The organism is Kribbella sp. NPDC003505 (genome assembly GCF_040610875.1).
Taxonomy (GTDB): Bacteria; Actinomycetota; Actinomycetes; order Propionibacteriales; family Kribbellaceae; genus Kribbella.
In genome coordinates this window covers 67356-90941 of the sequence record NZ_JBEXNA010000010.1, presented here as the reverse complement: position 1 = coordinate 90941, position 23586 = coordinate 67356, and the positions used below count along the sequence as shown (strand labels likewise).

21 protein-coding genes are annotated in these 23586 nt (G+C 70.2%); 10 read left to right on the top strand and 11 right to left on the bottom strand.

Features of this window, described 5'->3' with window-relative positions; genetic code table 11:
* Positions 1-9 precede the first annotated feature (9 nt).
* Positions 10-1230: an AI-2E family transporter gene (locus ABZX12_RS30190; protein ID WP_355698652.1), complete on the bottom strand. Its 1221-nt coding sequence runs from the start codon at positions 1228-1230 to the stop codon at positions 10-12.
* A 197-nt stretch (positions 1231-1427) separates the two neighbouring features.
* Between ABZX12_RS30190 and ABZX12_RS30185 the strand changes: the two genes are divergently transcribed.
* The 3 genes from ABZX12_RS30185 (at position 1428) to ABZX12_RS30175 (ending at position 4080) form a co-directional block, all read left to right on the top strand.
* Positions 1428-1943: a hypothetical protein gene (locus ABZX12_RS30185; protein WP_355698651.1), complete on the top strand. Its 516-nt coding sequence runs from the start codon at positions 1428-1430 to the stop codon at positions 1941-1943.
* A 106-nt stretch (positions 1944-2049) separates the two neighbouring features.
* A complete protein-coding gene (locus tag ABZX12_RS30180; RefSeq protein WP_355698649.1) occupies positions 2050-2457 on the top strand; it encodes a hypothetical protein in 408 nt (135 codons plus the stop codon).
* A gap of 48 nt (positions 2458-2505) precedes the next feature.
* Positions 2506-4080: a phospholipase D-like domain-containing protein gene (locus tag ABZX12_RS30175; RefSeq protein WP_355698647.1), complete on the top strand. Its 1575-nt coding sequence runs from the start codon at positions 2506-2508 to the stop codon at positions 4078-4080.
* 13 nt (positions 4081-4093) lie between these two features.
* Here the strand turns inward: ABZX12_RS30175 and ABZX12_RS30170 are convergent, their stop codons facing one another.
* Complete coding sequence (locus ABZX12_RS30170; protein ID WP_355698645.1) at positions 4094-6715, bottom strand: LuxR C-terminal-related transcriptional regulator; 2622 nt, start codon at positions 6713-6715, stop codon at positions 4094-4096.
* Between the two features lie 270 nt (positions 6716-6985).
* Here ABZX12_RS30170 and ABZX12_RS30165 point away from each other — a divergent pair, with 270 nt between their 5' ends.
* The 4 genes from ABZX12_RS30165 to ABZX12_RS30150 all read left to right on the top strand — a co-directional run bounded on the left by ABZX12_RS30165 (position 6986) and on the right by ABZX12_RS30150 (position 8365).
* Positions 6986-7252, top strand: a complete 267-nt coding sequence (locus ABZX12_RS30165; RefSeq protein WP_355698644.1) for a hypothetical protein — start codon at positions 6986-6988, stop codon at positions 7250-7252.
* Complete coding sequence (locus ABZX12_RS30160) at positions 7239-7505, top strand: hypothetical protein (protein ID WP_355698642.1); 267 nt, start codon at positions 7239-7241, stop codon at positions 7503-7505. Before ABZX12_RS30165 ends, ABZX12_RS30160 begins: the two co-directional genes overlap by 14 nt.
* Positions 7506-7584: 79 nt before the next feature.
* Complete coding sequence (locus tag ABZX12_RS30155; RefSeq protein ID WP_355698640.1) at positions 7585-8040, top strand: DUF6325 family protein; 456 nt, start codon at positions 7585-7587, stop codon at positions 8038-8040.
* A gap of 49 nt (positions 8041-8089) precedes the next feature.
* The gene (locus ABZX12_RS30150; protein ID WP_355698638.1) at positions 8090-8365 is read left to right on the top strand and encodes an SHOCT domain-containing protein; all 276 of its coding nucleotides are present in this window, start codon (positions 8090-8092) and stop codon (positions 8363-8365) included.
* 38 nt (positions 8366-8403) lie between these two features.
* On the opposite strand, the gene ABZX12_RS30145 is transcribed toward ABZX12_RS30150, so the two are convergent.
* Positions 8404-8940: a potassium channel family protein gene (locus tag ABZX12_RS30145; RefSeq protein ID WP_355698636.1), complete on the bottom strand. Its 537-nt coding sequence runs from the start codon at positions 8938-8940 to the stop codon at positions 8404-8406.
* A 139-nt stretch (positions 8941-9079) separates the two neighbouring features.
* Between ABZX12_RS30145 and ABZX12_RS30140 the strand changes: the two genes are divergently transcribed.
* Positions 9080-10576: a DUF2252 domain-containing protein gene (locus ABZX12_RS30140; RefSeq protein WP_355698634.1), complete on the top strand. Its 1497-nt coding sequence runs from the start codon at positions 9080-9082 to the stop codon at positions 10574-10576.
* Here the strand turns inward: ABZX12_RS30140 and ABZX12_RS30135 are convergent.
* Positions 10527-12695 (bottom strand): phage holin family protein, encoded by a 2169-nt coding sequence (locus tag ABZX12_RS30135; RefSeq protein WP_355698632.1) that lies wholly within the window; start codon positions 12693-12695, stop codon positions 10527-10529. The two genes, ABZX12_RS30140 and ABZX12_RS30135, sit on opposite strands and share 50 nt — an antisense overlap.
* A 141-nt stretch (positions 12696-12836) precedes the next feature.
* Complete coding sequence (locus tag ABZX12_RS30130) at positions 12837-13328, bottom strand: DUF1269 domain-containing protein (protein ID WP_355698630.1); 492 nt, start codon at positions 13326-13328, stop codon at positions 12837-12839.
* Positions 13329-13522: 194 nt separating this feature from the next.
* On the opposite strand from ABZX12_RS30130, the gene ABZX12_RS30125 reads away from it, so the two are divergent.
* A complete protein-coding gene (locus tag ABZX12_RS30125) occupies positions 13523-14017 on the top strand; it encodes a DUF6069 family protein (RefSeq protein ID WP_355698629.1) in 495 nt (164 codons plus the stop codon).
* Positions 14018-14046: 29 nt separating this feature from the next.
* On the opposite strand, the gene ABZX12_RS30120 is transcribed toward ABZX12_RS30125, so the two are convergent.
* Positions 14047-14721 (bottom strand): GAF and ANTAR domain-containing protein, encoded by a 675-nt coding sequence (locus ABZX12_RS30120; RefSeq protein ID WP_355698627.1) that lies wholly within the window; start codon positions 14719-14721, stop codon positions 14047-14049.
* Positions 14722-14770: 49 nt separating this feature from the next.
* On the opposite strand from ABZX12_RS30120, the gene ABZX12_RS30115 reads away from it, so the two are divergent.
* The gene (locus tag ABZX12_RS30115) at positions 14771-16411 is read left to right on the top strand and encodes a family 20 glycosylhydrolase (protein ID WP_355698625.1); all 1641 of its coding nucleotides are present in this window, start codon (positions 14771-14773) and stop codon (positions 16409-16411) included.
* Positions 16412-16454: 43 nt separating this feature from the next.
* Here the strand turns inward: ABZX12_RS30115 and ABZX12_RS30110 are convergent, their stop codons facing one another.
* Genes ABZX12_RS30110 through ABZX12_RS30090 form a run of 5 tightly spaced genes read right to left on the bottom strand, consistent with a single transcriptional unit; the run spans position 16455 to position 23552 of the window.
* A complete protein-coding gene (locus ABZX12_RS30110; RefSeq protein WP_355698623.1) occupies positions 16455-18518 on the bottom strand; it encodes an NPCBM/NEW2 domain-containing protein in 2064 nt (687 codons plus the stop codon).
* A 33-nt stretch (positions 18519-18551) separates the two neighbouring features.
* On the bottom strand, positions 18552-20534 hold the full coding sequence (locus tag ABZX12_RS30105) for an alpha-galactosidase (RefSeq protein ID WP_355698622.1): 1983 nt from the start codon (positions 20532-20534) through the stop codon (positions 18552-18554).
* Positions 20531-21346, bottom strand: coding sequence for a carbohydrate ABC transporter permease (locus ABZX12_RS30100; RefSeq protein ID WP_355698620.1), 816 nt, complete (start codon positions 21344-21346; stop codon positions 20531-20533). The genes ABZX12_RS30105 and ABZX12_RS30100 overlap by 4 nt, the downstream gene beginning before the upstream one ends.
* Complete coding sequence (locus ABZX12_RS30095) at positions 21343-22272, bottom strand: sugar ABC transporter permease (RefSeq protein ID WP_355698618.1); 930 nt, start codon at positions 22270-22272, stop codon at positions 21343-21345. Before ABZX12_RS30095 ends, ABZX12_RS30100 begins: the two co-directional genes overlap by 4 nt.
* Entirely contained in the window at positions 22269-23552 is a 1284-nt protein-coding gene (locus tag ABZX12_RS30090; RefSeq protein WP_355698616.1) for a substrate-binding domain-containing protein, read from the bottom strand. Before ABZX12_RS30090 ends, ABZX12_RS30095 begins: the two co-directional genes overlap by 4 nt.
* Between the last annotated feature and the right edge of the window lie 34 nt (positions 23553-23586).

Here is a 23586-nt window from a genome sequence, read left to right as displayed (position 1 = left end):
CTGATCTCCTCATCCGGGTTGTTCCGCGGCGACCTCGCCCGCGGGCAGATCTGCCGACTCAGGTGTCGGTTCAGGTGTCGGTTCAGGTGTCGGTTCAGGTTCCGGCACTTCGTCCTGACGCTGACCGCCGGAGATCAGGCCGCTGAGCCACCGGGTGGAGGGGTCGGCGTCCAGCAGCAGGGCCTTGACCAGAAGCGACAGCGGGATGGCGAGGACGGCGCCGACCGGGCCGAGGATCCAGGCCCAGAAGATCAGTGACAGGAAGGTCAGCGTCGTGGACAGGCCGACCGCGTCGCCGACGACCTTCGGCTGGATGATCGACTGGATGATGAAGTTGACGACGCTGTACCCCACGATCACCCACACGAGCGTCGCCCAGCCCTGTCCGAGCAGGCCCAGCAGCGCGGGCGGCAGCACCCCGATGAAGAAGCCGACGTTCGGGATGTAGTTGGTGATGAACGCGAGCAGGCCCCACAGCCAGGGCAGCGGGATGTCCAGCAGGTAAAGGATCCCGACGTCGAAGACGGCGACGATCAGTCCGAAGACGGTGGCGACGATCAGGTAGCGCGTCGTGTCGCGGGCGAAGCCGCTCAAGGCGCCCATGACGTCCGGCCGGCTCTGTGCCGCCTCCCGCATCCGATCCGCGAACGGGGCCGCGTCGATGGCCATGAAGAACAGCACGACGATGACGAACCCCAGACCCGAGACGACCCCGAGCAGGCCGGACAGCCAGCCCTGCAGGACGTCGAAGAACTGCCGCAGGTCGATCTTGTGCAGGGCGGCCTGGAGTTGGTCGGCGCCCACGCCGCGGTCCGCGAGCCAGCCGCGGACGTCGTCGACGATCTCGGTGAACTTGTCCTCGTAGGTCGGCAGCAGGGTCGCCAGCCTGGCGACCGAGAAGGCCAGCGCGGCGGCAACTCCGAGCAGGATGGCGTTCACGACCACGAGGCCGATCAGCGCGGACAGCCAGCGCTTGACCCCGTGCCGGACGAGCAGCCGGCGCAGCGGGCTCACGGCGATCGTCAGGACGAGCGCGAGGAAGGTGGGTCCGATGATGTGCGAGAAACCACGCAGGCCGACGGCCGTCAGTACCGCGCCTGCGGTCCCGGCCAGGACGACGACCCCGCGCGGAAGCGCCCAACTGGGAGTGGTCGGCTGCGCTACCGGCTCCGCACCCGGATCCACCGCCGGAGTCCGGTCGGCGGCGGACTCGCTGGAGCCTGCGGTCATCGTCGCAACCCCCTCTCGCCGACTCCCCCGGGTTCCGAACATCGCGCGGATCGTCCTGACCAGCATCACCCTCACCGGATGAACCTCCCCGCGGAGGCGGACCGGTCATCCGGGCAGGGTGAGGAGACCGCCGAGGTCCCTGCCGGAGACTGCCCTCGATTCGCGGCACGGTTCTGCGGCCCTGCGGAGGAGGCGGGATGGGCGACGAGTCGACGGTCGACGCCGCCGGTGCGAGCCGGCGCGAACCGCCCGACGCTGCCGGGGCGGTCTACGGATCCTTGCTCGCGGCGTCGGTCGTGGCCGGCACCGGTCCGGGCCAGCAGCCGCCGCATCCCGGACAGCTGATGGTCCTCCTGCTCGCCACCGGCGTGGTGTTCTGGCTGGCGCATGTCTATGCGCAGCTGGCCGCAGAGCACTCGACCCAGGCCGTCCCGCCACTGCACAGGATCCGCGCGGCCGCGCGGCGGGAGTGGCCGCTCGTGCAGGCCGCCGTACCGCCCGCGGCGGCGGCGGGCATCGGGGCCCTCGCCGGTCTGTCGGACTCTGGTGCCGCGTGGCTGGCGCTCGCGGTGGCAGTGGGATCCCAGCTGGGATGGGCGCTGTACGTCGCCGCCAAAGGAGGCGCCACCTGGGCCCGTCTGATCGCGGCGGGGGTGGTCAACCTCCTGCTCGGCCTGGTGATCGTCCTGCTGAAGGCCGCCCTGTCGCACTGAGCGCGCACGTCGTCCGCCACGGGTGACGCGCGGCGGCCGGGTGCGGACCTACTGTCGACGCGTTCCCGATGTCCGTCGGGGGTCGAGCAGGAGGATGTGAACGCAGATGACCGAGAACCGCACCATCGCGTCACCGCCGGAGTCGGGCTGGGCGAAGGGCGCCGTCGTCTTCGCCGCCGTGGTCATCGTGGTGATCGGCGCGTTCCACGTGATCACCGGCCTGTCCGCGATCTTGGACGACGAGTACTTCGTCCAGGTCCGGGGCTACGTCTTCGACCTGGACCTGACGGCCTGGGGTTGGATCTACCTGATCTTCGGGTTGGCCATGGTCGCCACCGCCGTCGGTCTGTTCCGCCGGGCCGGCTGGGCGGAGTGGGTCGCGCTCTTCCTGGTCATGCTGAGTGCGCTGAACAACTTCTTCTTCATTCCGTACCAGCCGTTCTGGGCGCTGCTGCTGATCGGTCTGGACGTGTGGGTGATCTGGGCGCTGACGCGTTCCCGCGCGGACGCGTAGGTGACGGCCGGACCGCCCCGTCGGCATCCGGCGCAGCGAGGACGAACGATGACCGACCAGACCGCCGGGACGTGGTTCCTCCGTCCGGACGAGCGCGGCAACCCCGGCACGGACATCGACCGGATGGGCGACGTGGACGGGTCCTGGGTCGAGGGCAACCTGGTCCGGCCGCTGATCCACGGCGCGACCTACTTCCGCAGGCTGTACGAGGAGCTGTGCGCGCTGCGGGCCGGCGACCGGGTCTACTTCACCGACTGGCGGGGCGACGCGGACGAGAAGCTGCTGCCCGACGGCCCGACCATCGGCGCCGTGCTGACCGACCTGGCCGGGTCGGGCGTCGAGGTCAGAGGGCTGCTGTGGCGGTCGCACTCGGATCATCTGCGGTTCAGCGCCCGGGAGAACCGGAAACTGGGGACCAGACTCAACCAGGTCGGCGCCGAGGTCCTCCTCGACCAGCGGGTCCGCCGGCTGGGGTCGCACCACCAGAAGCTGTTCGTCGTCCGGCACGCCGGCCACCCGGAACGCGATCTCGCGTTCGTCGGCGGTATCGACCTGTGTCATCAGCGCCGTGACGACCACGACCACCGGGGCGATCCGCAGCGCGCGCCGATGAACCACAGATACGGCGATCGCACGCCCTGGCACGACGCGGCGCTGGAGATCCGCGGTCCGGTCGTCGGCGATCTGCTGCGCACGTTCTGCGAGCGCTGGGACGACGGCCATCCGCTCGACCGGCGCACGCCGTACCGGATGATCGTGCAGCGGCTGGCCCGGATGCCGCGGCATCCGAAGCCGCTGCCGGAGTCGTTCCCGGATCCCCCGCCGGCCGGTCCGCACGCCGTCCAGGTGCTGCGGACGTACGGTCACAAGCGTCCCGGCTATCCGTTCGCGCCCGAGGGCGAACGCAGCGTCGCTCGCGCGTACGAGAAGGCGTTCGGCCTCGCCCGCAACCTGATCTACGTGGAGGACCAGTACCTGTGGTCCGAGCTCGTCGCGCAGGGAATCCACGACGCTCTGGAGCGGTCACCCGGGCTCCGCGTGATCGTCGTCGTGCCGAGATACCCCGACGCCGACGGCGCCTTCAGCGGACCGCCGTCCCGGTTCGGCCAGTTGCGGGCCGTGCGCCTGCTGCAGCGGGCCGGGCCCGGACGGGTCGGGATCTTCGACCTGGAGAACGAGGAGGGCACGCCGATCTACGTCCACTCGAAGATCTGCATCGTCGACGACACGTGGTTCACCTGCGGTTCGGACAACTTCAACCGCCGGTCCTGGACCTGCGACAGCGAGCTGACCTGCGCCGTCGTCGACACGACCGGCACCGACGCGCGGCGGCTGGCGCGTGACCTGCGGCTGGAAGTGTGGTCGGAGCACCTCGGCCGGACACGCGAGAGCCTCGCCGCTCTCGACCCGCCGGCCGCCTTGGACCTGTGGACGCGCACCGCCGCGGCACTGGACGCCTGGTACGCCGGGGGCTGTCAGGGCGCGCGGCCCGCCGGACAGATCCGCGCGCACCGGACCGAGCCGCTGAGCCGGTTCCAGACGCTCTGGGCGGAGCCGCTGTACCGCTTGATCTACGACCCGGACGGCCGCCCACACCGGCTGCGCAGGTCGGCGGAGTTCTGACCTGAGCAGGCGGCTAGGCATCCGGCCGGGTGGGCAGCAGTCCCATCTCCCATGCTCGTCGGACGGCTTCGTTGCGGCGCGACGCGCCCAGCTTGCGGAGGATACTCCGGACATGGCTCCGGACCGTGTTCACGGACACGAACATGGTGTCGGCGATCTCCTCCGTGGTCAGCAGCTCGGCGAGGTGCTCGAGTACTTCCTGTTCCTTGCTCGTGAGTGCGGTGGTGATGACCAGGTCGTTCCGGGGCATGGCGCGGCGATCGACGACTCGGTCTCGCCCGCGACGCGACGGCGTTCCTGCTGCCCGCAGCCACGCGTGGTGCCGCATCGCGTCACCGGTCGGCTGCAGCAGCTTGCGCAGGACCGGCGGCGCCTCCACGAAGGGCAGGCGCAGCAGCTCCGGAGCGGCCAGCCGGAGGGCGCGTTCCAGGCAGAGCCCGCCGCGTGCCGTGTTCCCGGCCCGGATCGACTCGGCCGCCTGGACCAGCCAGCCGTCCACCTGGGTCTGGAGCGGTGCGGCACGATCGACGGCCACCGGCGGCTGGGCCGGTGCGCGTTCGCCGGCGTCGACCGCCGCGCGCTGCAGCACCAGGAGGGATCCGGCCTGCTCACGACCCGGCGACCGCTCGATCATCCCGACGGCCTCCCGCAGCTGGTGTTGCGTCACCAGGAGCTTCGCCGCGTCGTTGATCAGGGCCTGGTCCAGCCAGCCGCCGTGCGCACCGAAGTCGGCGCTGGCGGCCCGCAGTTCCGCGGTGGCCAACTCGACGTCACCGCCGGCTCGCATCAGCCTGGCCCGCACCAGCGCGAACGCCGCGGCGACGACCCGGGCGTCGTGGGTGGAGTCGGCGGCCTCCTCGGCCCGCTGCACCAACTCTCCGGCTTCGGCCAGATCGCCCTGGTCGGTGTGCATCCAGGCCTCCGCCACGAGGGTGGCCCGCGGCAGGTCGGGCGCGGTCCCGGCCTCGGCGAGCGCAGTCGCCTGCGCGACGATCTCGCCGGTGCGTCGCAGGCGTCCCCGGATCGCCTCGGCCAGCGCGGCCATACCGAGGAACTCGGTCAGGGCTTCGTGCGCGCCGGTCTCCTCGGCGAGTGCGATGCCGTCGTCGAAGGCCTCGACGGCCGCCTCGAAGTCGCCGCGCTGGAGCAGGATCCGGCCCTTGCATCCGAGGATCAGCAGCCTCGCCTCCGGGTGGAAGACCGCCGGCCTCGACGACGCCGCCTGGAGCCTGCCTTCAGCGGCCAGGACGACGCCCAGGTCGGCATCGGTAGCGGCTCCGAGGCTCGCACACATCGCCTGCAGCAGGCTGATGACCAGCTCGGCGGCTTGGCTGCGGACGGACCCATCATCGTCCAGCGAGGTCCGCGCCCGGTCCAGTTCCCGCACGCACCGGCCGACGTCGAACTCGGCGAGGCCCAGGATGGCCCTGACGACCGCCGCCTCGGGCCCCTCCAGCTCAGTTGGGAAGCCCGCGAGCATTGCTGTCGCGTGCCGCCGGCGACGCCCGATCAGGAGCGCGGCGGAGTCGAGATCCGCCACCACGTAGCGGGCCGCTTGGGCCCAATCCCCGGCCGTGACGGCATGGTGGATCGCGTCCAGCGGCTGACCGTGCTGGGCGAACCAGGCCGCCGCTGCGCGGTGCAGTGCGGGGACAGCGGCCGGCTGCTCGTACAGCATCTCGGCGCGCAGGAACTCGCGGAACAGCGCCTGGTAGCTGTAACCGTCGGCTGTCCGCGGCACGGGCTGGATGAACGAGTTGCCGCGCGCGAGGAACTGCAGCGAGCGAAGGTCGCAACGGGACCCCGTCAGCACCTCGGCCAGCCCGGGCCGGATCACGTCGACGAGGCTGGTCCGGAGCAGGAACTGCCGCAGCTCGGCCGGTTGCGAGTCGAGCACCTCGGACATCAGGTAGGCCGCGACGTTGCCGGTGTCGCCGCGGAACTCGCTGATCACCCGCTCGGGGTCGGACTTTCCGGCCAGGTTCATGGCCGCGAACATGAGGCCGACGGGCCAGCCATCGGTCCGGGTGTGCAGTTCGGCGACCTGCTCCTCGGTCAGGTCCAGGCTGAACTCGCGCATCAGCGCCCCGGTCTCGTCGAGCGTGAACGCCAGGTCGGTCGCCTGGATCTCCGCGATCGCGTCGGCCAACCGGTACTGGTACAGCGGGATGGGCGGGTCGTACCGGGTCAGCAGAACCACCCGGAAGCGGCCGGCGTAGCCGCGAACGAGGCGGTCGAGGCTCTTGCCGTACTCCGGCGTGATCATCAGGTCCCCGCAGTCCACCACGAGCACCAGCACCTGCCGGTCGTCGCGACGCAACAACTGGTGCACCGGGTTCAGGACGTCGGCAGGTTCACCGTCGGCGGGCAGCGTGACCCGCCGGATCAGGGCCGGGCCCCGATAGAGCTCGGCCCACGACTCGACCAGGATCGTCTTGCCGAAACCGGCCGGTGCGCTGATCAGGGTCAGCGGCCGCTGGACCGCGAGGTCCAGCCGGTCGACGAGTCGCTGCCTCGGCACCATCCCGGGCATGATCCCCGGGGATTCGATCGCGGATCCGAGACGACCCTCGAACGACGCGTCGGGCGACGCACGGCGACTGCCGCCCGTCCTCGCGAACTGCTCACTCGGCATGATCCCTCCCGGTGACGTGCTGACGCGCCGAACGGTGGGAGGGACTGCCTGCGGGGTCTTACCTTCTCGACGAAACCACCAACAAGCCCATAAAACCAGCGTTTTGCGTCAGATCGCCGTACGTTCGTAACACCGGCCGGCCACTGCTGCGACGGCACCCGCCCGCCCGCGAACTCGCGTCGCCCCGGGCAGTTCACCCCACAGGGGTGACGCCTCGGCATCGGACCTTTGCGAGCGTCGAACGCACAGGTGGCGAACGGAGTGGTTTCGATGGGCGAGGCGACGTACGAGGTCCGTGTGGCCGACGCAGTCCCCGAACAGGATCTCCGAGACATGCGCGCGGTGACGGTCGCGATCGACCAGGTGAACACCATCGTCTACAGCATCCCGAGCCAGGCGGCGCTCTACGGCCTGCTCGCGAGGCTCCGGTCCCTGGGCATCGAGGTCATCGAGGTACGGCGCGTGCTCGACCCGGCGGCACCGTCGGCGGAGTGGACGGATCTCGACCAACGGAGCGAAGACGATGACATCACGTGAGCACCACGGCCCGTCGTACCAGGTGGTCCTGCAGGGCAACCTGAGGCCCGCCACGCTGGCGTTCTGCGCCGGCCCGCAGGCCGACCACCGGACAGCAGGCGCGTTCCGGCTGCGGGTGCGCGACGACCAGGGCATCGCCGACCTGGTCGCCCGGCTGCAGGGCGCGGGCCTGGTGATCCTGAGCATCCGCCAGTTGACCCCGGCGGAGGTCGCCGCCGCACCCCGCGCACCGGAGTTCATCCCGCGGGGGTGATGCCGCCACCACCGGCCCACGGCACTGTGGGCCCTACAGGACGCCGGGGGCCTGCGCCCCTCGGGAGGGATGGAGAGTCATGTCGGATGCAGACGTTCACGGACCCATCGACTACGTGCTCCTCGAGTTCACCGGCAACAAGCTGACCGGACGGGCGGCCGAAGAACTGGTGAACCTGGTGGATCGCGGCATCATCCACGTGTACGACGTGATGCTGGTCGGCAAGGACGCCGACGGTTCCCCCTACCTGGTCGACCTGGCCGAGGCCACGGGACCGGCCGGCGGGTTCGCGGACCTCAGCGGCGCCCGGACGGGAATCCTGGCCGACGACGACCTGGCCGCGGCGGCGGCCGCGATGGAACCGGGCACCTTGGCCGCGCTGATCGTCTACGAGAACACCTGGGCGATCCCGTTCGTCGCGGCGGCGCTGGAGTCGGGCGGCCAGCTGATCGCCGGGGGCCGCATCCCGGCCCAGGACGTGATGGAAGTGCTCGACGCCCTGGAAGCGATGGACACCCTGGAACCGTCGAGTTGAGGAGCCTGACATGCCTGGACTGTTACGAGGAATAGTCAGAACCGCCGCCGTGGCGGGCACCGCGACAGCGGTACACGGCCGCGTACAGCGCCGTCAGGACGCGAAGTTCGCCCAGCGCGACGCCGATACGGCGGCCACCCGCAACCAGGCGTACGAGGAGCAGATGGCGCCACCGCCCGCACCGGCGCCCGCAGCGGCCGCACCGGCCGCATCGGCGACGGAGGACCGGCTGGCGCAGCTCAAGAGCCTGGGCGAACTGAAGCAGTCGGGTGTGCTGACCGACGCCGAGTTCGAGGCGCAGAAGGCGAAAATTCTCGCCGGCTGAAGCCCGCGGCCGGTCGGCGGCCGATCGACGGCGCCGGGTCACTTCCGGCGATCGAGGTTCTGGTTGACCACGCCGACCAGGGCGCGCGCGACCAGTCCGACCAGGACCAGGTCACCCAGCATCTGGACCGTGGTGACCACCCGGGCCGGGCCCGAGACGGGCACGATGTCCCCGAAGCCGACGGTCGCGAAGATCGTCACCGTGTAGTACGCGGCGTCGAGCCGGCTGAGCCGCTCGGAGAAGCTCGCCGGCTCGATGCGCGCCATCAGGAAGTAGCTGGTGGCGAACACCGCGAGGAACAACGGCACCGACGTCGCCAGTGCCCCGATCGCCCGGATCCGGGGGTGGGGCGAACGGGCGATGTCGCGAATCTGCCAGCCCAGCACCAGACCCACGACGGCGAGTCCGGCCACCAGACCGGCCACGGGAACAGCGCCGTCGAGGCGCAGGGGCAGCAGGAAGTAGCCGACGACGATCGCCACGGACACCAGGCCGGAACGCAGCAGCGACGCCGCGGCCAGCCGGCGGCGAGCCCTGCGCGGCAGTTGCGTGTAGTCGGTCGCCGCGTCCTTCACGCATCAAGTCAAGCCCGTGCGCGGGGCGGTTGGTTCATCCGGCGTGGGTGATGCTGCCCGGGCGATCTCCGGTGTTCGGTGGAGGTCGCGGATCCAGCGCCGTGGCACGCGACCCGGCACGACGGAGGGGTGGTGCAACATGAGTGCATCGATGCCGATGGTGCCGGCCCGGGCCGTCATCCGCTCGACCGATTCACCCCGTACCGCCCGCGGATCGGCGCCCGTCGTCCGGCGGCTCACACCGTCCGACCACGCCCGCCTGGGACTCGCCGCACGGACCGCGCTGCCGCCGCGCGAACAGGCGCACCTGGTGCTGCCCTCGCAGCGCCGGGATCCGGTCGCGCTGCTCGAGGAGCAGGCCAGGTCCCGGGTTCCGGAGCTCGTGCCGGTCCGGTACGGCCGGATGACGGTGTCGCCCTTCGCCTTCTTCTGCGGCAACGCCGCCGGCATGGCGACCGATCTCGCCGTGGCCCCCGTGTCCGGCCTCGGGGTGCAACTGTGCGGTGACGCCCACCTGGCGAACTTCGGCGTCTTCGGAACGCCCGGCCGCCGCCGGCTGCTGTTCGACGTCAACGACTTCGACGAGACCATGGCCGGTCCGTGGGAGTGGGACGTCAAACGCCTCGCCGTCAGTCTCGCGGTCGCGGGCCGGTGCAACGGGTTCGGGCGCAAGGAGCGCCGCAAGTGTGTGCTGGAGGCCGTGCACACCTACCGCCGCGCCATCGCGGAGTTCGGGACCATGCACGCCCTCGACGTCTGGTACGCCCGCGCGGACGTCGACGACGTCACCACGATGCTGCGCGCCAAGACGGGCTCGAGCAGGCGCAAGAACATCGGCCAGGCGCTGCCGAAGGCCCGCGGCAATGAAAGCCTGAAGTCCTTCGCCAAGCTCACCGAGATGACTGACGACGGGGTCCGGATCAAGGCAGATCCGCCGTTGCTCGTGCCGATCGCCGATTACCTGCCCGAGGCCGGCCGCGACGAACTCGAGGCCGGCATCAAGGACCTGCTGAACCTGTACCGCCGGTCGCTGCCGACCGAGCGACGGGTGTTGTTCGACCAGTTCGAGGTCGTCGACGCGGCGCGCAACGTGGTCGGCGTGAGCAGCGTCGGGACCCGGTCCTGGATCGTGCTGCTCCGCGGCCGGGACGACGGCGATGCGCTGCTCCTCCAGGTCAAGGAGGCCGGGCCGTCCGCGCTCAAGGCGAAGGTCCCCACCGCACTCAGACAGCGGCCCGCGCCGCGCAACGACGGGGAACGAGTGGTGGCCGGGCAGCGCCTGATGCAGGCGACCGGTGATATCCTCCTCGGCTGGCGGCGCACCGAGGGCATCGACGGACAGGCCCGCGACTTCTACGTCCGGCAGTTGCGCGACATGAAGGGCGCGGCCGTGGTGCCCAAGATGGATCCGGCCGGTATGACGATGTACGGCCAGCTGTGCGGCTGGACGCTGGCGCGGGCGCACGCCCGGTCCGGTGACCGGATCGCGTTGGCCACCTACCTCGGCGGCGACGACGCGTTCCCCGACGCGATGGCCGAGTACGCCGAGGCGTACGCCGACCAGAACGAACGCGACTACCAGGTGTTCATGAACGCGGTCCAGAGCGGTCGGCTCGAGGTCGAGACCGGACTGTAGAGCTGACGTCGGGCGCGACGTCGGTTCGATGGCCGCAGTACCGCAGGATGTCCTTCAGGGCGACGTGCAAGGCGTCGGCTCCGACCACCCGCTCGGCGGGGAACGGCAGGTCCGCGGGTACGGCGACGAGTGCGCGGTCCTGCCAGCCGCCGAGCCCGCCGTGGCACCCGACAAGGCCCTCGAAGGCGGCGACCTCCTCGGTTCCGGAGTCGACCAGGCTGTTGACGTAGATGTCGGGCGCCTCGGGTCGCAAAGCCGCCCGGCGGACGAAGGCGGGCGCGTTGGGTCCGAACGGAGCCAGCGGATCGACGCCGTCCACCCGGCCGTCGTCGAGCCGGTGACTGCCTGCGGCCCCCAGCGCGATCGGTCCGTCGACGTCGTCCAGGACGACGACGAAGCCGACGCCCGGGTGCGCGGCCAGTCCCGCCAGCAGCGCCGGATACCGGCGGTCGAGCTGATCCCTGGTCAGTCGCTCCTTGCTGCCGCGCACGTAGACGAGTCCGAGGTTGCCCGAACCGAACACGTGGAACTCCTCGTCGCCCTCGGCCTTGCCCGACCGTTGGCGGTCGCCGGCCTCGACGGCGTCGGCCTCGTCCTGCCCGCGGCGCTGGATGGCCGCGGCGGCGTTGCGCATGGTGCGCCCCCCGACCCCCTTCCCGGTCGCGAGTTCGTCCACCAGGATCCGGGTCCGGCCCCAGCCCTCGACCGGCGCGGACGACACCGCGACGTCCGCCGCGGCCAGGCGGGACACGACGACCGCGAGTTCCTCGCCGTACCTGTCCGCGAAGGTCGTTCCCTGCGCCTGGCCGTGGTCGGACAGGATCACGAAGCGGTACGTCCGGGGCGCCACGGACGCGATCAGCTCGAGCTGGTGCAGGACGCGATCGATCGACTCCAGGGCCTCGAGGCTCTCCGGGCGCAGGAGTCCCGCGTGGTGCGCGACCTCGTCGTAGTCCACGTAGTCGACGTAGATCGACCGGGTGCCGCGGAGCATGTGCTGGGCGACGAGAGCGGTGTTGACATCGCGCAGCACCCCGTTGGTGACCGCTCGCAGGGCCGCCGTCGACCAGGAGCGGTGGCAGCGGGGCTGGACGTCCCGCCGGACTCCGCGCCGGGCCTGGAAGCGGTCGCGCAGCAACTCCGAGACCGACCGTGACAGGCCACGGGTCAAGCCGCTCGGGCTGGCGACGAACTGGGCGGCGGCGCGCCTGGTGATCTCACCCCGGCCGGCACGCCGGCTCATGGTCAGTGCCGCCTGCGGCGCGTCCCCGGTGAACAGGTTCCCGATACTCACGCCGCCGTCGACGAGCAGTCCGTGCCCGGTGGTCAGGGCGGCCTCGATCACGGCGGCGTCGGCCGGGCGGTTCGCCACCAGGATCCGGTCCTCGGCGCGGTCGTACCAACGGAACGCGGGGATCCCGTCGATGACACCGTGCAGGATGCCCATCTGGCTCGCGGGCGTCGTGGCCGGCAGCTTCGGCGTCCACTCGTACAGCCGATGGCTGCCCGAGCGGAGCCACCGCGACAGCGTCGGCACCAGCCCGGCCGTCACCGCCATCTGCAGGACGGGGAACGGCACACCGTCCACCTGGACGAAGACCACGCCCTGCACCTCGGCGTCGTCGAGCTCGGCCGGGCGGCGACGGGCGGACGCCACCAGCCTCTGGACCAGGCGGTCGTCGGTACCGGCGGTGCTGAGCCAGCCGACGACCGTGCCGACGATGCCGAGGATCCAGGCGGCGAGGAACGCGGACCAGAAGTCGTCGATCTGCACTCCGGGCAGGAGCCACGCGGCGACGAGAACGATCAACGCCTGCCCGACGAGTGCCAGCAGCAGTACACCTGCCCAGCCGAGCCGCACGGCCCCCGCAATGAGCAGCGGCTGCAGTGCGAGCCCCTCGATCCCGAGGACGACGGCGAAACTGAGCGGACCGAGCGGCAGGTCGACATGGAACCCGGGCACGATCGCATCGCACAGCAGGACCGCCAGCGCCGTGGCCACCACCCACAGGACCGCCGACGCCAGCCAGGAGTACCACCGCCGGTGCCGCGCGCCGTGGGCGAGACGTCCGGCGAGCTCGGATCGCCGGGCCGCAGGGGCCGGTGTTGTCTCGGACATGCATCCCATCGCACCGGCTGCGCCGGGTTGTGTCGTCATCCCTGCCGTATGACCACGGCTTGTCGCCGGTCGCGCGCGGCGGCGCCGGCCGCCGCGTCGTCACGCGGGGGGCCGGCGCCGCCGGTGCGGTTCGGAGACCGGCTACTGCGCGAGCATCTCGCGCAGCTCCGCCTCCTGCTCGGCCGACAGGTTCGACTCGATGAGCTCGGGCTTCACCCCGCGCTCGTCGAAGGCCGCCTTCACCTTCTCCTGCACGGCACCGCTGGACATCAGGAACAGTGCCGAGGTCCCGGGGGTGACCTTGTCGCGGGCGGTCTTGATGAAGTCGTCATCGATGCCGACGTCACTCATCGATCCCGCCAGCGCGCCGGTCGCGGCGCCGATGGCGGCGCCGAACAGCGGTACGAAGAAGATCAGCCCGAAGAGCATGCCCCAGAACATGCCGCCCAGCGCCCCGGCACCGGCCAGGTTGTGCAACTGCCGGGTCTTGGGCTTCTTCTTGTCCGGCTGCCACGACACAGTCGCCGCGTCGTGCACCTCGATGAGCTGCTGTTTGGCCAGTGACTCCAACGTTCCGACGGCTTGATCGGCTCCTGTCGGGCTGTCGAACTTCCACACCGTCAGTGTCGCCATCGTGCGCTCCCTTAAGTCGGTCTGTACGTCATCTGCAGCCTCGGCCGACGACGCGGCCGTCGCCTCATCCCCACTGGGTGAACGACGCGGGGGCCGGCCCCGCGGGATCGGCGAATCATCCGCTCCGAGTGATGCGGTGCGACCGCTCAGTGGCCAAGGTCTGGGGAACGCCGCCCGACAGGAGGGTCCGACGCATGACCGTGCCACCTTCGTCGCCAGCCGCCGACCGAGCTCCGCACGTCAACGCAGCCCGCCTCTGGGCGGGCGGAGCGGCCACCGCTGCCGTTGCGGGGCTCGTCGCGATCGTCGGCATCCTGCTCGCCCGTGGTGTCTTCGACCTCGACGTGCTCGCCCCCAAGGGCGATGGCGTCTGGGGTGATGCGGACACCTGGACGTACGCCGCCGTGTCCGCCGGCGCTGCCCTGGTGGCCACCGGCCTCGTGCACCTGTTGATCCTGTCGACGCCCCGTCCGCTCCGGTTCTTCAAGTGGGTCGTCACGCTCGCCACGCTGGCCGCCGTGCTCGCACCTTTCGCCGCCGAACGCTCCTGGGAGACTGTGGCCACCGCGTTGATCAATCTGGCCATCGGCATCACCATCGGCTCGCTGGTGACCGGCACCGCCCGCAGCGCGACCGCCGTCGCAGAGCGCAGGCCGCCTCCGGCCGGTCCGGTCCCCTATCCGCAGTAGCCGTCTGCGCGCGTCCGGCCGTTCCGGCCTCAGTGGGTGGCGGTCCCGGCGACGATCTGCTCGGCGACCACGCGCAGTTTCACGTTGCCGTCCTGGGACAACCTGGTGAGGAACGCGAACGCGCGGTCGTCGGAGAGCTGGTACCGCTCCATGATGATCCCGACCGCGTTGCCGATCAGGCCCCGGGTACGCACGGCGTCCTGCAGGTTGTGGATCTCGCGGGCGTACCCGATCGCCATCGCGGCCTGGTGCTGGAAGAGCAGACCGAGTGCACCGAGGTCGCTGAACGCGCCCGCCGTGTGCGCGTACAGGTTCAGCGCACCGCGCGACTTCGGCCCGTCGAAGAGCCGGATGCCCGCCTGGGCCTCGATCCCGGCGGCGACGGCGGTCGCGGCGTACCGCGGGAAGCGTGGATCATCGGCGAGGTACGGCGAGACGACGTGCACCGCGTCGGCCGCGGCGTCGTAGCACGGTCCTTCCTGCAACTCGTACTGCGCCGCGTCGACGCCCCACAGCACGTCGTCGGTGGGTGCGACCGTCTCCAGCCGGCCGTCCAGGTGCAGGATCGTGATGCTGGCGTTGTCCACCTCGTCGAGCACTTCGACGGCCGCCGCGGTGATCCGCTCGAGCGTATGGTCGAGGTCACCGGGCGTGAGCGCCTTCGATAGCCGTTCTGCCTGTTCCAGCAGCCGTTGCGTGTCCATTGCTGTCCGGTACCCAGCCCGTACGGCGGCGATGCCGCAGAATCGTCGCATGAGTCTTCCCGTGATCCCCGCACCCACGACGATGACCACGAGCCACGAATCCTTCACTCTGAGTAGCGAATCCGCTGTCGCCGTACAGTCACCGGAGCTCGCCGGGCCGGCCGCGCTGTTCGTCCGCGAGGTCCGGCTCGACACCGGGCTCACGCTCGTCCCGCCGGTCATCCGTGACCGGACGGCGGCCACGGTCCCGCCGGACGCGACCCCGGCAGCCGTCACCGTGCTGATCGGCGACGAGGGCCTCGACGACATCCCGTCCGCGGCCGGAGTCCGCGCGGACGGCAGCGACGTGGACGAGCGCCACGGGCTGGAGATCACGAGCGAGGGCGTCCGCGTATGGGGCCCGACTCCCGAAGCCGTCCACCGCGGCCTCACCTCACTGCGTCAGCTCATCACCGCCCACCTGCAGGACGGTACGGCGGTACTCCCGGCGGCCCGGATCGTCGACGGACCACGGTTCGCCTGGCGCGGGCTGTCGCTCGACGTGGTGCGGACGTTCCACGCGCCGGCCGAGGTACGGCGGGTCGTCGACATGCTCGCGCTGTACAAGCTCAACGTGCTGCACCTCCATCTCACCGACGACCAGGGCTGGCGGGTCGAGGTACCGTCGCGGCCCGAGTTGACGCGGGTGGCCGCCGCCGGTGCGATCGGCGACCGTCCGGGCGGCTACTACAGCACACACGAGCTGGCCGAACTGGTGGCGTACGCGGCCGACCGGTACGTGACCGTCGTCCCCGAGATCGACATGCCGGGGCACACGTCGGCGGTGTTCACGGCGTACCCGGAGCTGGCCCCGGCCGAGCTGCGCACGATCGATCTCGGCAACGGCAACGCGATTCCGCTGAACGCGCTCGAGCCCGGTCGCCCCGAGACCTGGGCGTTCGTCGAGGACGTGCTGGACGCGGTCGTCCCGCAGTTCCCGCAGAGCGCGTACGTGCACATCGGCGGCGACGAGGCGTGGGGCATGGCGGACGAGGACCACGCCGCGTTCGTCGACAAGGCCGCCGCGCTGGTGCGGGCGCGCGGCAAGCGCGTCGTCGGGTGGCAGGAGATCGCCCGGGCGAACCTGGGCCCGGACGACGTCGCCCAGTACTGGATCAGCATCGACCTCGACGCGGCGGACGCCGGGAACGGGCCGGTTCCGCCGAAGGACCTGCTGCCGATCCTCGTCGAGCACCTGCGGAAGGCGAAGGGCGACGCCCCGAAGGCACTCGCCGCCGGCGGTCGCCTGATCGCCTCGCCGACCACCTGGTTGTACTTCGACCGCCCGCACGGCGACGCCTCGTCCGACCCGGCCCAGGAGGAGGCGCGCCAGCGGCTCGGGCTGGAGTTCTACGGCCCGGCCACCCTCCGCGACGGGCTCGACTGGGACCCGGTCGAGGACACCCCCGGCGTGACGTCGACCGACCAGCTGGCCGGCATCGAGGCCGCGATCTGGTGCGAGACCATCACGGGCCCCGACGACCTCGAACTGATGCTCCTCCCCCGCCTCCCCGGCGCCGCCGAGAAGGGGTGGTCGCACCAGACCCCCACTGACTGGCCGATGTACGCCGCGCGCTTGGCTGAGCAGTCCCCCGCCTGGCGCACCCGCGGCTGGACCTGGCTGCAGTCGACCGAGGTCGACTGGAAGTAGGTGCAGGGGGCGGTCTTCGCAGACCGGCCCCTGCACATCGTCGTCAGCAGGTCGCGATCGGTGCTGCCCAGTCGGCGCGGTCGTTGTAGCCGCCGTCGCCGGCATCGCCGACGAGGAGGTCCAGGACGCGGACGCCGGTCAGGTCGACGTCGAACTGCTTCGGGGTGAAGCGGTCGACAGTGCCGCTGTCGAACAGGACCTTTCCGTCACCGACGACCTGGAACGTCGACGTACCGCCGTCCGGTCCGACGTTGCTCACCACGTCGTCGATGCCGACGGTGCCGGTGAGCCGCGCGCACGACGTGCCCAGGTAGTACCGAACCAGCGACGGGGACGCCACACCGATGCCGGTCGGGTACGTCGTACCGGTGAGCTTGATCGGGTTGCCGCCACCCACGCTTTCGTCGATCGTCGGCGACATCCAGCCGCTGGTCGCGGTGATCCACTGATGATGCGACAGCGGCACGGTCCCGCTCGGCGGCGCCGGCGCGACGACCACCGGGGACAGCACGGTCGTCTGCTGCTGCGCGCCGTACCAGACGGTTTGGTACGTCGTCGTGGCGGTGAGGCTCGCGGTGCCGGCGGGAGCGCCTGCCGGGAGCGTGACGGTGAAGGCGAACGTCGCCTGCCGGCCCGCGTCGATGAGGGTCGGTGCCTTCGACAACGGCTTGACCGTCCACCCGGAGCCGCCGCCAACCGTCACGGCCGGCTGGAACACCGGCTGGAGCCCGTCGTTCCGTACGACGACCTGCACCGTCAGCTCGTCACCACCGGCGACCACCGGCGCCGCATCTGCCGCCTGTGCGTCCCCGTCGATCGTCGTCACCTGCGGGATCCCTGCTGTCACGTGCGGGACGCCGGGGATGCCGCGAGCCGCCGAGACGCGGTACAGCGCCGTACCGTGCGCCGGGACCGCCGCGCTGATTACGCCGCCGCTCTCGGTCACCTTGTCGGTCCATGCGTTCTTCAGCGTGAATCGGTCACCGCTGAGACCGACCGCCGACGCGGTGGTGGTGATGGTCTTCGCACTGTCTCCCCGGTTCAGCAGGACCACGGCCCGGCTGCCGTCGGCGAGCCGCTTCACCCAGGTCTCCGTCGTACCGGCCGCGCCGACCCGCACCGCCTGCACAGCGGCCTTGTCCTGGTTGATCGCGAGCACGTCCGGATCGGTCAGCATCCCGATCGTCGTCGCGCTCAGCTTGCGCACGTCGCTGCCGACCACCAGCGGCGCGGCGGCCACCGCCCACAGCGTGAGCTGCGTGCGGAACTCCTCGTCGCTCATCCCGAGCTCGGGCGCCAGGTAGTCCGGGTCGCTGAACGCGCCCGGCTTCACGACCTCCGGGTGCCGGGCGTTCGCGTCGTAGTTCCGCAGGACGTCCTTGAACTTGATGTCGCCCTGGAACCCGACGTCGGTGTAGGTCCGCCACGACTGCGCGATCGCCGGCGCGTACGACCAGGAGTTGATCGACTGCTGGGACTCCGGGTAGTTGCCCCAGTCCGGTGACGTCACCGGGTTGCACAGGTTGAAGATCATCGGCCGGTGGCCGGCGTTGTTCCGCAGCGCCTCGGCGAACTCGGTGTAGGCCGTCTTGGGGTCCAGGTTCGCCGCGATCCCGCACAGGTAGTCGACCTTGACCGCGTCGAAACCCCAGGCGGCGAACTGATCCGCGTCGCGCTGGTAGTACCCGCCGCTGCCGAGACCGCACTTGCCCGGGATGTACGGGCCGGCGTCGGTGTAGATACCGGCCTTCAGGCCCTTGCTGTGGATGTAGTCGACCAGCGGCTTCAGGCCGTTCGGGAACTTGGCCGGGTTCGGCACCAGGTCGCCGGCTTCACTGCGGGACTGGTCAGCCTGCCAGCCGCCGTCCAGCCACACGATGTCGTACCCCGCCTGCGCCAGTCCGCGGCTCACCAGCGAGTCGGCGACCGACTTGATCGTGTCCTCGGTGAAGTCGCCGCCGAGACCGTAGTACGTGTTCCAGCCCATGTAAGGCGTCGGGCTGAGGACCGGAGCTGTGGCCTGAGCCGCCACAGCCCCGGTCGTGGCCGCGAGCGCGCCGGCCAGCAACGCCGCCGCGGTCACCCCACCCAGGAGTCGTCTGAGCATCTTCGTTTCCTTTGCTGCCGTTTGAGCGGATGGTCAGTCGATCGACTCGACGACCAGGCAGTGCGAGTCGGCGGAGTCGTCGACGACGACTCCGACCTGCAGCAGGTAGCTGCCCGGGTAGGTGTGATCGCCCACCCGGTAGTTCTTGGCCGGATCCAGCCCGGCCAGCGGCTCCCGCCGCGGCCGGCCCGGCAGTGTGCCGCGCACGTTGCCGTCACCGGTCTCCCACAGGAACACCACGGACTTCCGCGGTCCGACGTACTGCACGCCGGAGCCCAGTCCGTAGACCTTGCTCTCGGCAATCAATTCGCGAAAGCCCTTGTACTGCTCGATGTGCCGCGCGGCGGTCTTCAGCTGCGCGTCGGTCCAGCGCGACAGGTCCGCGCCGATCCCGAGCACCCCGGCCATCGCCACGTGGAACCGGAAGTCGAGCGATCGCTGCCGGCCGTCGTGCGTACCCTCCGCATCGGTCACCCACGAGCTCATCAGGTGCGGCGCGAACCCGGTGCGGAAACCCTGCTGGATCTTCAGCCGATCCAACGGCGCCGTGTTGTCGGACGGCCAGAGCGTGTCGACGCGCGCCGCCATGCCCAGGTCCACCCTCGCGCCGCCGCCTGCACATCCTTCGACGGACACATCGGGGTGCCGGGTCCGCAGCCGATCCAGGATGGCGTAGAGATTCGTCACCGCCAGCCCGTCGACGTCGCGCCGCACGTCCCCGGTGTCGAGCCTCGGCCGATTCGCATCCCACTTCAGATACGAGATGTCGTACGACGACAGCAGCCGATCCAAGGTGCTCCAGATGAACTCGGCAACATCGTCCCGGCTGAGATCGAGCAGCAACTGGTTGCGGACCAGCACCGGCTCGCGGCCGGACGTCCGGAGGATCCACTCGGGATGCTGCTGCGCCAGCTGCGACGTCGGGCTGACCGACTCCGGCTCGATCCACAGACCGAAATCGAGCCCCAGCCCGTGCAGGTCGGCGATGAAACCGTCCAGGCCACGAGGGAACTTGGCCGCGTCGACCTCCCAGTCGCCCAGCCCGCCGGTGTCGTCGGATCGCCCGACGAACCATCCGTCGTCCACCACGAACGTCTCGACGCCGATTCCCGCCGCCCGCCGCGCGAGCTCGAGCTGATGCTCGGCACGAAGGTCGAACTCGGTCGCGAACCACGAGTTGTACAAGATCTTCGGAACACGTTTTCGCGACCCGGCCCGCTGGTACTCGTGGAAGGTTCGAGCCAAGCCGTCGGGACCCTCGGCGCTACAAGCCCCGACAGCCTTCGGCGAGTCCCAGGTCTGTCCCGGCCCCAGCCGGGTGCCGAGGCTCGAAGCGCTGCGGCCGGCCTGAACGCGGAGAAGGCCGGTGGTGTCGACGTCGGCGGACATCTCCCAGGACCCGGACCACGCCAGCTGGACGCCGTACGCCACCTCCCCGTCCGTCGCGAGGAACGGCGAGTACGAATGCCCCGTGATCCCTTGCGCGCTCCCGATCGTGAACCGTCCGCGCGGCAGGGTCACGGACGCCTGCTGGAACTCGCTGTTCCACTCACCCCACAAGTACTTGACGGTGTTCCCCACCGGCACCACGAACCCGGCGGAGTCGTGCCGCTGCAGCGTGAGCTCGTCGGTCCCGTCGTTGCGCACGGAAACCCACCGCTCCACCACGTCGCCGACCATCCGGTAGTGCAGGACAACCCCGACACCCCTGGTCTCGTCCGCGAACTCCAACGCCAACTCGTCCCCGGCCTCGCCTCCGTCCCCGGTGAAGCGCGGACGCAGCTCGTCGGAGCCGTCCGGGCCGCTCACCACAAGCTCGACCGGAGACGTGTAGCGCACGCCGCGGACGCCGTACTCCAGCGGCTCCACATCGGCCCGCGGCACGAAATGCTCGGTTCCGACCACCTCGACCGGCGCCGGACCGGGGCCCCAGGCGACCAGCTGCGCCCACTGACCGTGCTCCGGCACACCGACGACGTACGACGTCGTCGTACCGCGCAGCGTCCACGTCCTCACTTGACGGCCCCGATCGCCAGACCGCCGACGAAGTGCTTCTGGAAGCGGAGGAAGACCGCGACCGTCGGCACGGCGGCGATCACGGTGCCCGCCGCGATCACGTTCCACGACGACACGAACAGCCCTTGGAGGCCGAGCAGCGCCGGCGTGACCGGCATCTTCTCGCCGGAGCGGATCACGGTGATCGACCACAACAGGTCGTTGAAGATCCACGTGAACGACAGCGCACCCAGCGCAGCCAGCGCCGGCCGGGTCAGCGGCAGAATCACCGCCGAGTAGATCTTTCCCGGCCCGGCTCCGTCGATGGTCGCCGCTTCCTGGATCTCGCGCGGCAGGTCCCGCATGAACCCGTGCAGGACGAACGTGTAGAAGCCCAGCCCGAACCCGACGTGCACCGCGATCAGGGCGATCAGCGTGTCGTAGTACCCGATCAGCTCGACGAAGCGCGAGATCGGGATCAGCAGGATCTGCGGCGGCAGCAGGTTGCCCATCAACATCAGCAACAGGATCGTCCGCCGGAACGGAATGCTGTAGCGCGCGAGCCCGTACGCCGCCACCGAGGCGAGCCCGAGGCTGAGCAGCACGGCCGGGATCGTGACCAGCAGACTGTTGACCAGCGCGCGGAACTCGTCCGCGTCCTCCCACGCCGACTTGTACGTCGAGAACGTGAACGAGTGCGGCACCGAGCCGAGCCCGTTCGCCGCGACGTCGTCGAACGAACGGAACGAGATCACCACCACCCACAGGATCGGCGCGACCCACAGGAACGAGATCAGCCCCATCACGACGTGGTAGCCGGTACGCCGTATCACGTTTCCTCCCGGAAGGCGCGGATCAGGTAGCCGAGGATGACGGCGAGGGCGAGCAGGAAGATCACGACCGCGAGCGCGGAGGCGTACCCGAGCTGGGTGGACTGGAACGCGGTCGAGTACATGTAGGTGCTGAGCAGTTCGGACGAGTGGTACGGACCGCCCTTCGTCATCGACCAGACGATGTCGAACGATCGCAGCGAGTCGATCACGATCACCGACAGCACGACCGAGTTCACGCCCTTGAGCTGCGGGATCGTGACGTAACGCGTGCGCTGCCAGGCGGACGCGCCATCGACCTTCGCGGCCTCGTACAGCGCCGGGTCGACGGCCTTCAGGCCGGCCAGGTACAGCACCATCACGTACCCGATCTGGCGCCACAGGGCCGGCACGATGACGGCGTACAACGCGGTGTCCGGGTCGGCCAGCCAGGGACGGATGAGGGTGCCCAGTCCGACGGTCCGGAAAACGGTGTCGACGAGACCGTCCGGCTGGTAGAACACCCGCCAGATCAGCGCGGTCACGACCAGGCTGAAGACCACCGGAGTGAACAGCGCCGCCCGGTAGATCCCGACGCCCCGCCGCTCGCGCTGCAGCAGCAACGCCATCCCGAAGCCGCCCGCGACGCTCAGCCCGCCGAACAGCACCAGCCAGACCGCCGTGTTCCTCAGCGCGGTCCGGAAAATCGGATCGGAAACCATGTCGGAAAAGTTTCCGAACCCGACGAACCGCGGTGCCGACAGCCCGTCCCAACTGGTCAACGCCAGCCAGAACCCCTGCAACGCAGGCCAGAACACCCAGACGGCCTCGATGGCGAAGGGCACCAGGACAAACGCGAGGATCAGTGGCGACACCCGCCGCGTACGACGTTTTCCGGAGGCCGAGCCGCTGCCGGCCCGACTCCGTGCTTCTACAGCGGTGACAGTCACGCGTTGAAGACCTTCTCTGCCGCGGCCTGCCAGTCCTTCAGGATCTGGTCGATCTGGTCCGGCTTGTCGAGGAACTTGGTGAGGGCAGCGTCGGCGGTCGGCTGCAGCGCGTCGCTCGAGTCCCGGTTGAAGAACTGGGTGATCTCGGCGGCGCCCTCGATCATCGCCTTGCCCTTCTTCACCAGCGCGGTGTCGGCCGCCTTCCCGTCCGGGTTCGCCGGGATGACCGTGCCGGAGGAGTTCTGGACGTAGATCTCCTGCGCCTCGGCCGTCGCCAGCCAGGTCAGGAACTTCTTCGTCCCGTCGGCGTCCTGCACCTTCTTCGAGGCGAAGTACCCGTCGGTCGGCGCCTCCTCGGCCACCGGCACGGCCGGATCGATGATCGGGAACTGGAAGAAGTCGATGTCGTCGAGCGCGTCCTTCGGCGCCGAGTCCGCGAAGAACGTCCCGATCAGGAACATCCCGGTCTTGCCCGCGAGCAGCGCCGACGTCGCCTCCTGGAAGGGGAACGACTTGCCCTTCGGGTCGAAGTACGGCAGCACCTCACGCCACTTGGTGAAGACCGCCTTCACCTTCGGGTCGGTGAAGTTCCCCTCGCCGGCCAGCAGCTGCCGATGGAACGGCGCGCCGTTGATCCGGATGTTCAGGTAGTCGAACCATGCCGACGCGACCCACGGGGTGTCGCCGAGGCCGATGCCGATCGGCGGGATCCCCTTGCTCTGGATGGTCTTGCACACCGCGACGAACTCGTCCCAGGTCTTCGGCGGCGTCACGCCCCACTTGGCGAAGTTCGACTTGCGGTAGAACATGCCCCACCAGTAGTAGCTGGTCGGCACGAAGATCTTCTGCCCGGCGCTGCTCGTGGACAGCGTCTGCATCGCCTTGGAGTAGTTGCCCATCGAGTCCCACACGCTCGAGACGTCGAGCAGCAGGTCCTTCTTCGCGTACGAGTCCGCGACCGAGCCGGCGTACCAGGTGTAGACGTCCGGCGGGTTCGCCGAGGTCAGGTACGTCGGCAGCTGGGTCCGGAAGATCTCCGCGGCGACCGTGTTGAGCTTGACCTGCGACCCGCCGGTCTTGTTGTACGCGGCAACGAGTTTCTCCATCGCGGCCTTGGCCTGCTCACTCGAGAGGTTGGACTGCAGTGCGACCTCACCGGTGGCGGCACTGCCGCTGCCCGGACTCTTCGACGACGTCGCGCACCCGGGGACCAGGGTGGCCGCCCCGAGCAGCCCGAGCCCCTTGAGGAATGTGCGTCGATCCGCTGCCAGACCCGTCATGCCCTAACTCCTGAGATCTGCCCGGCCGGCGATG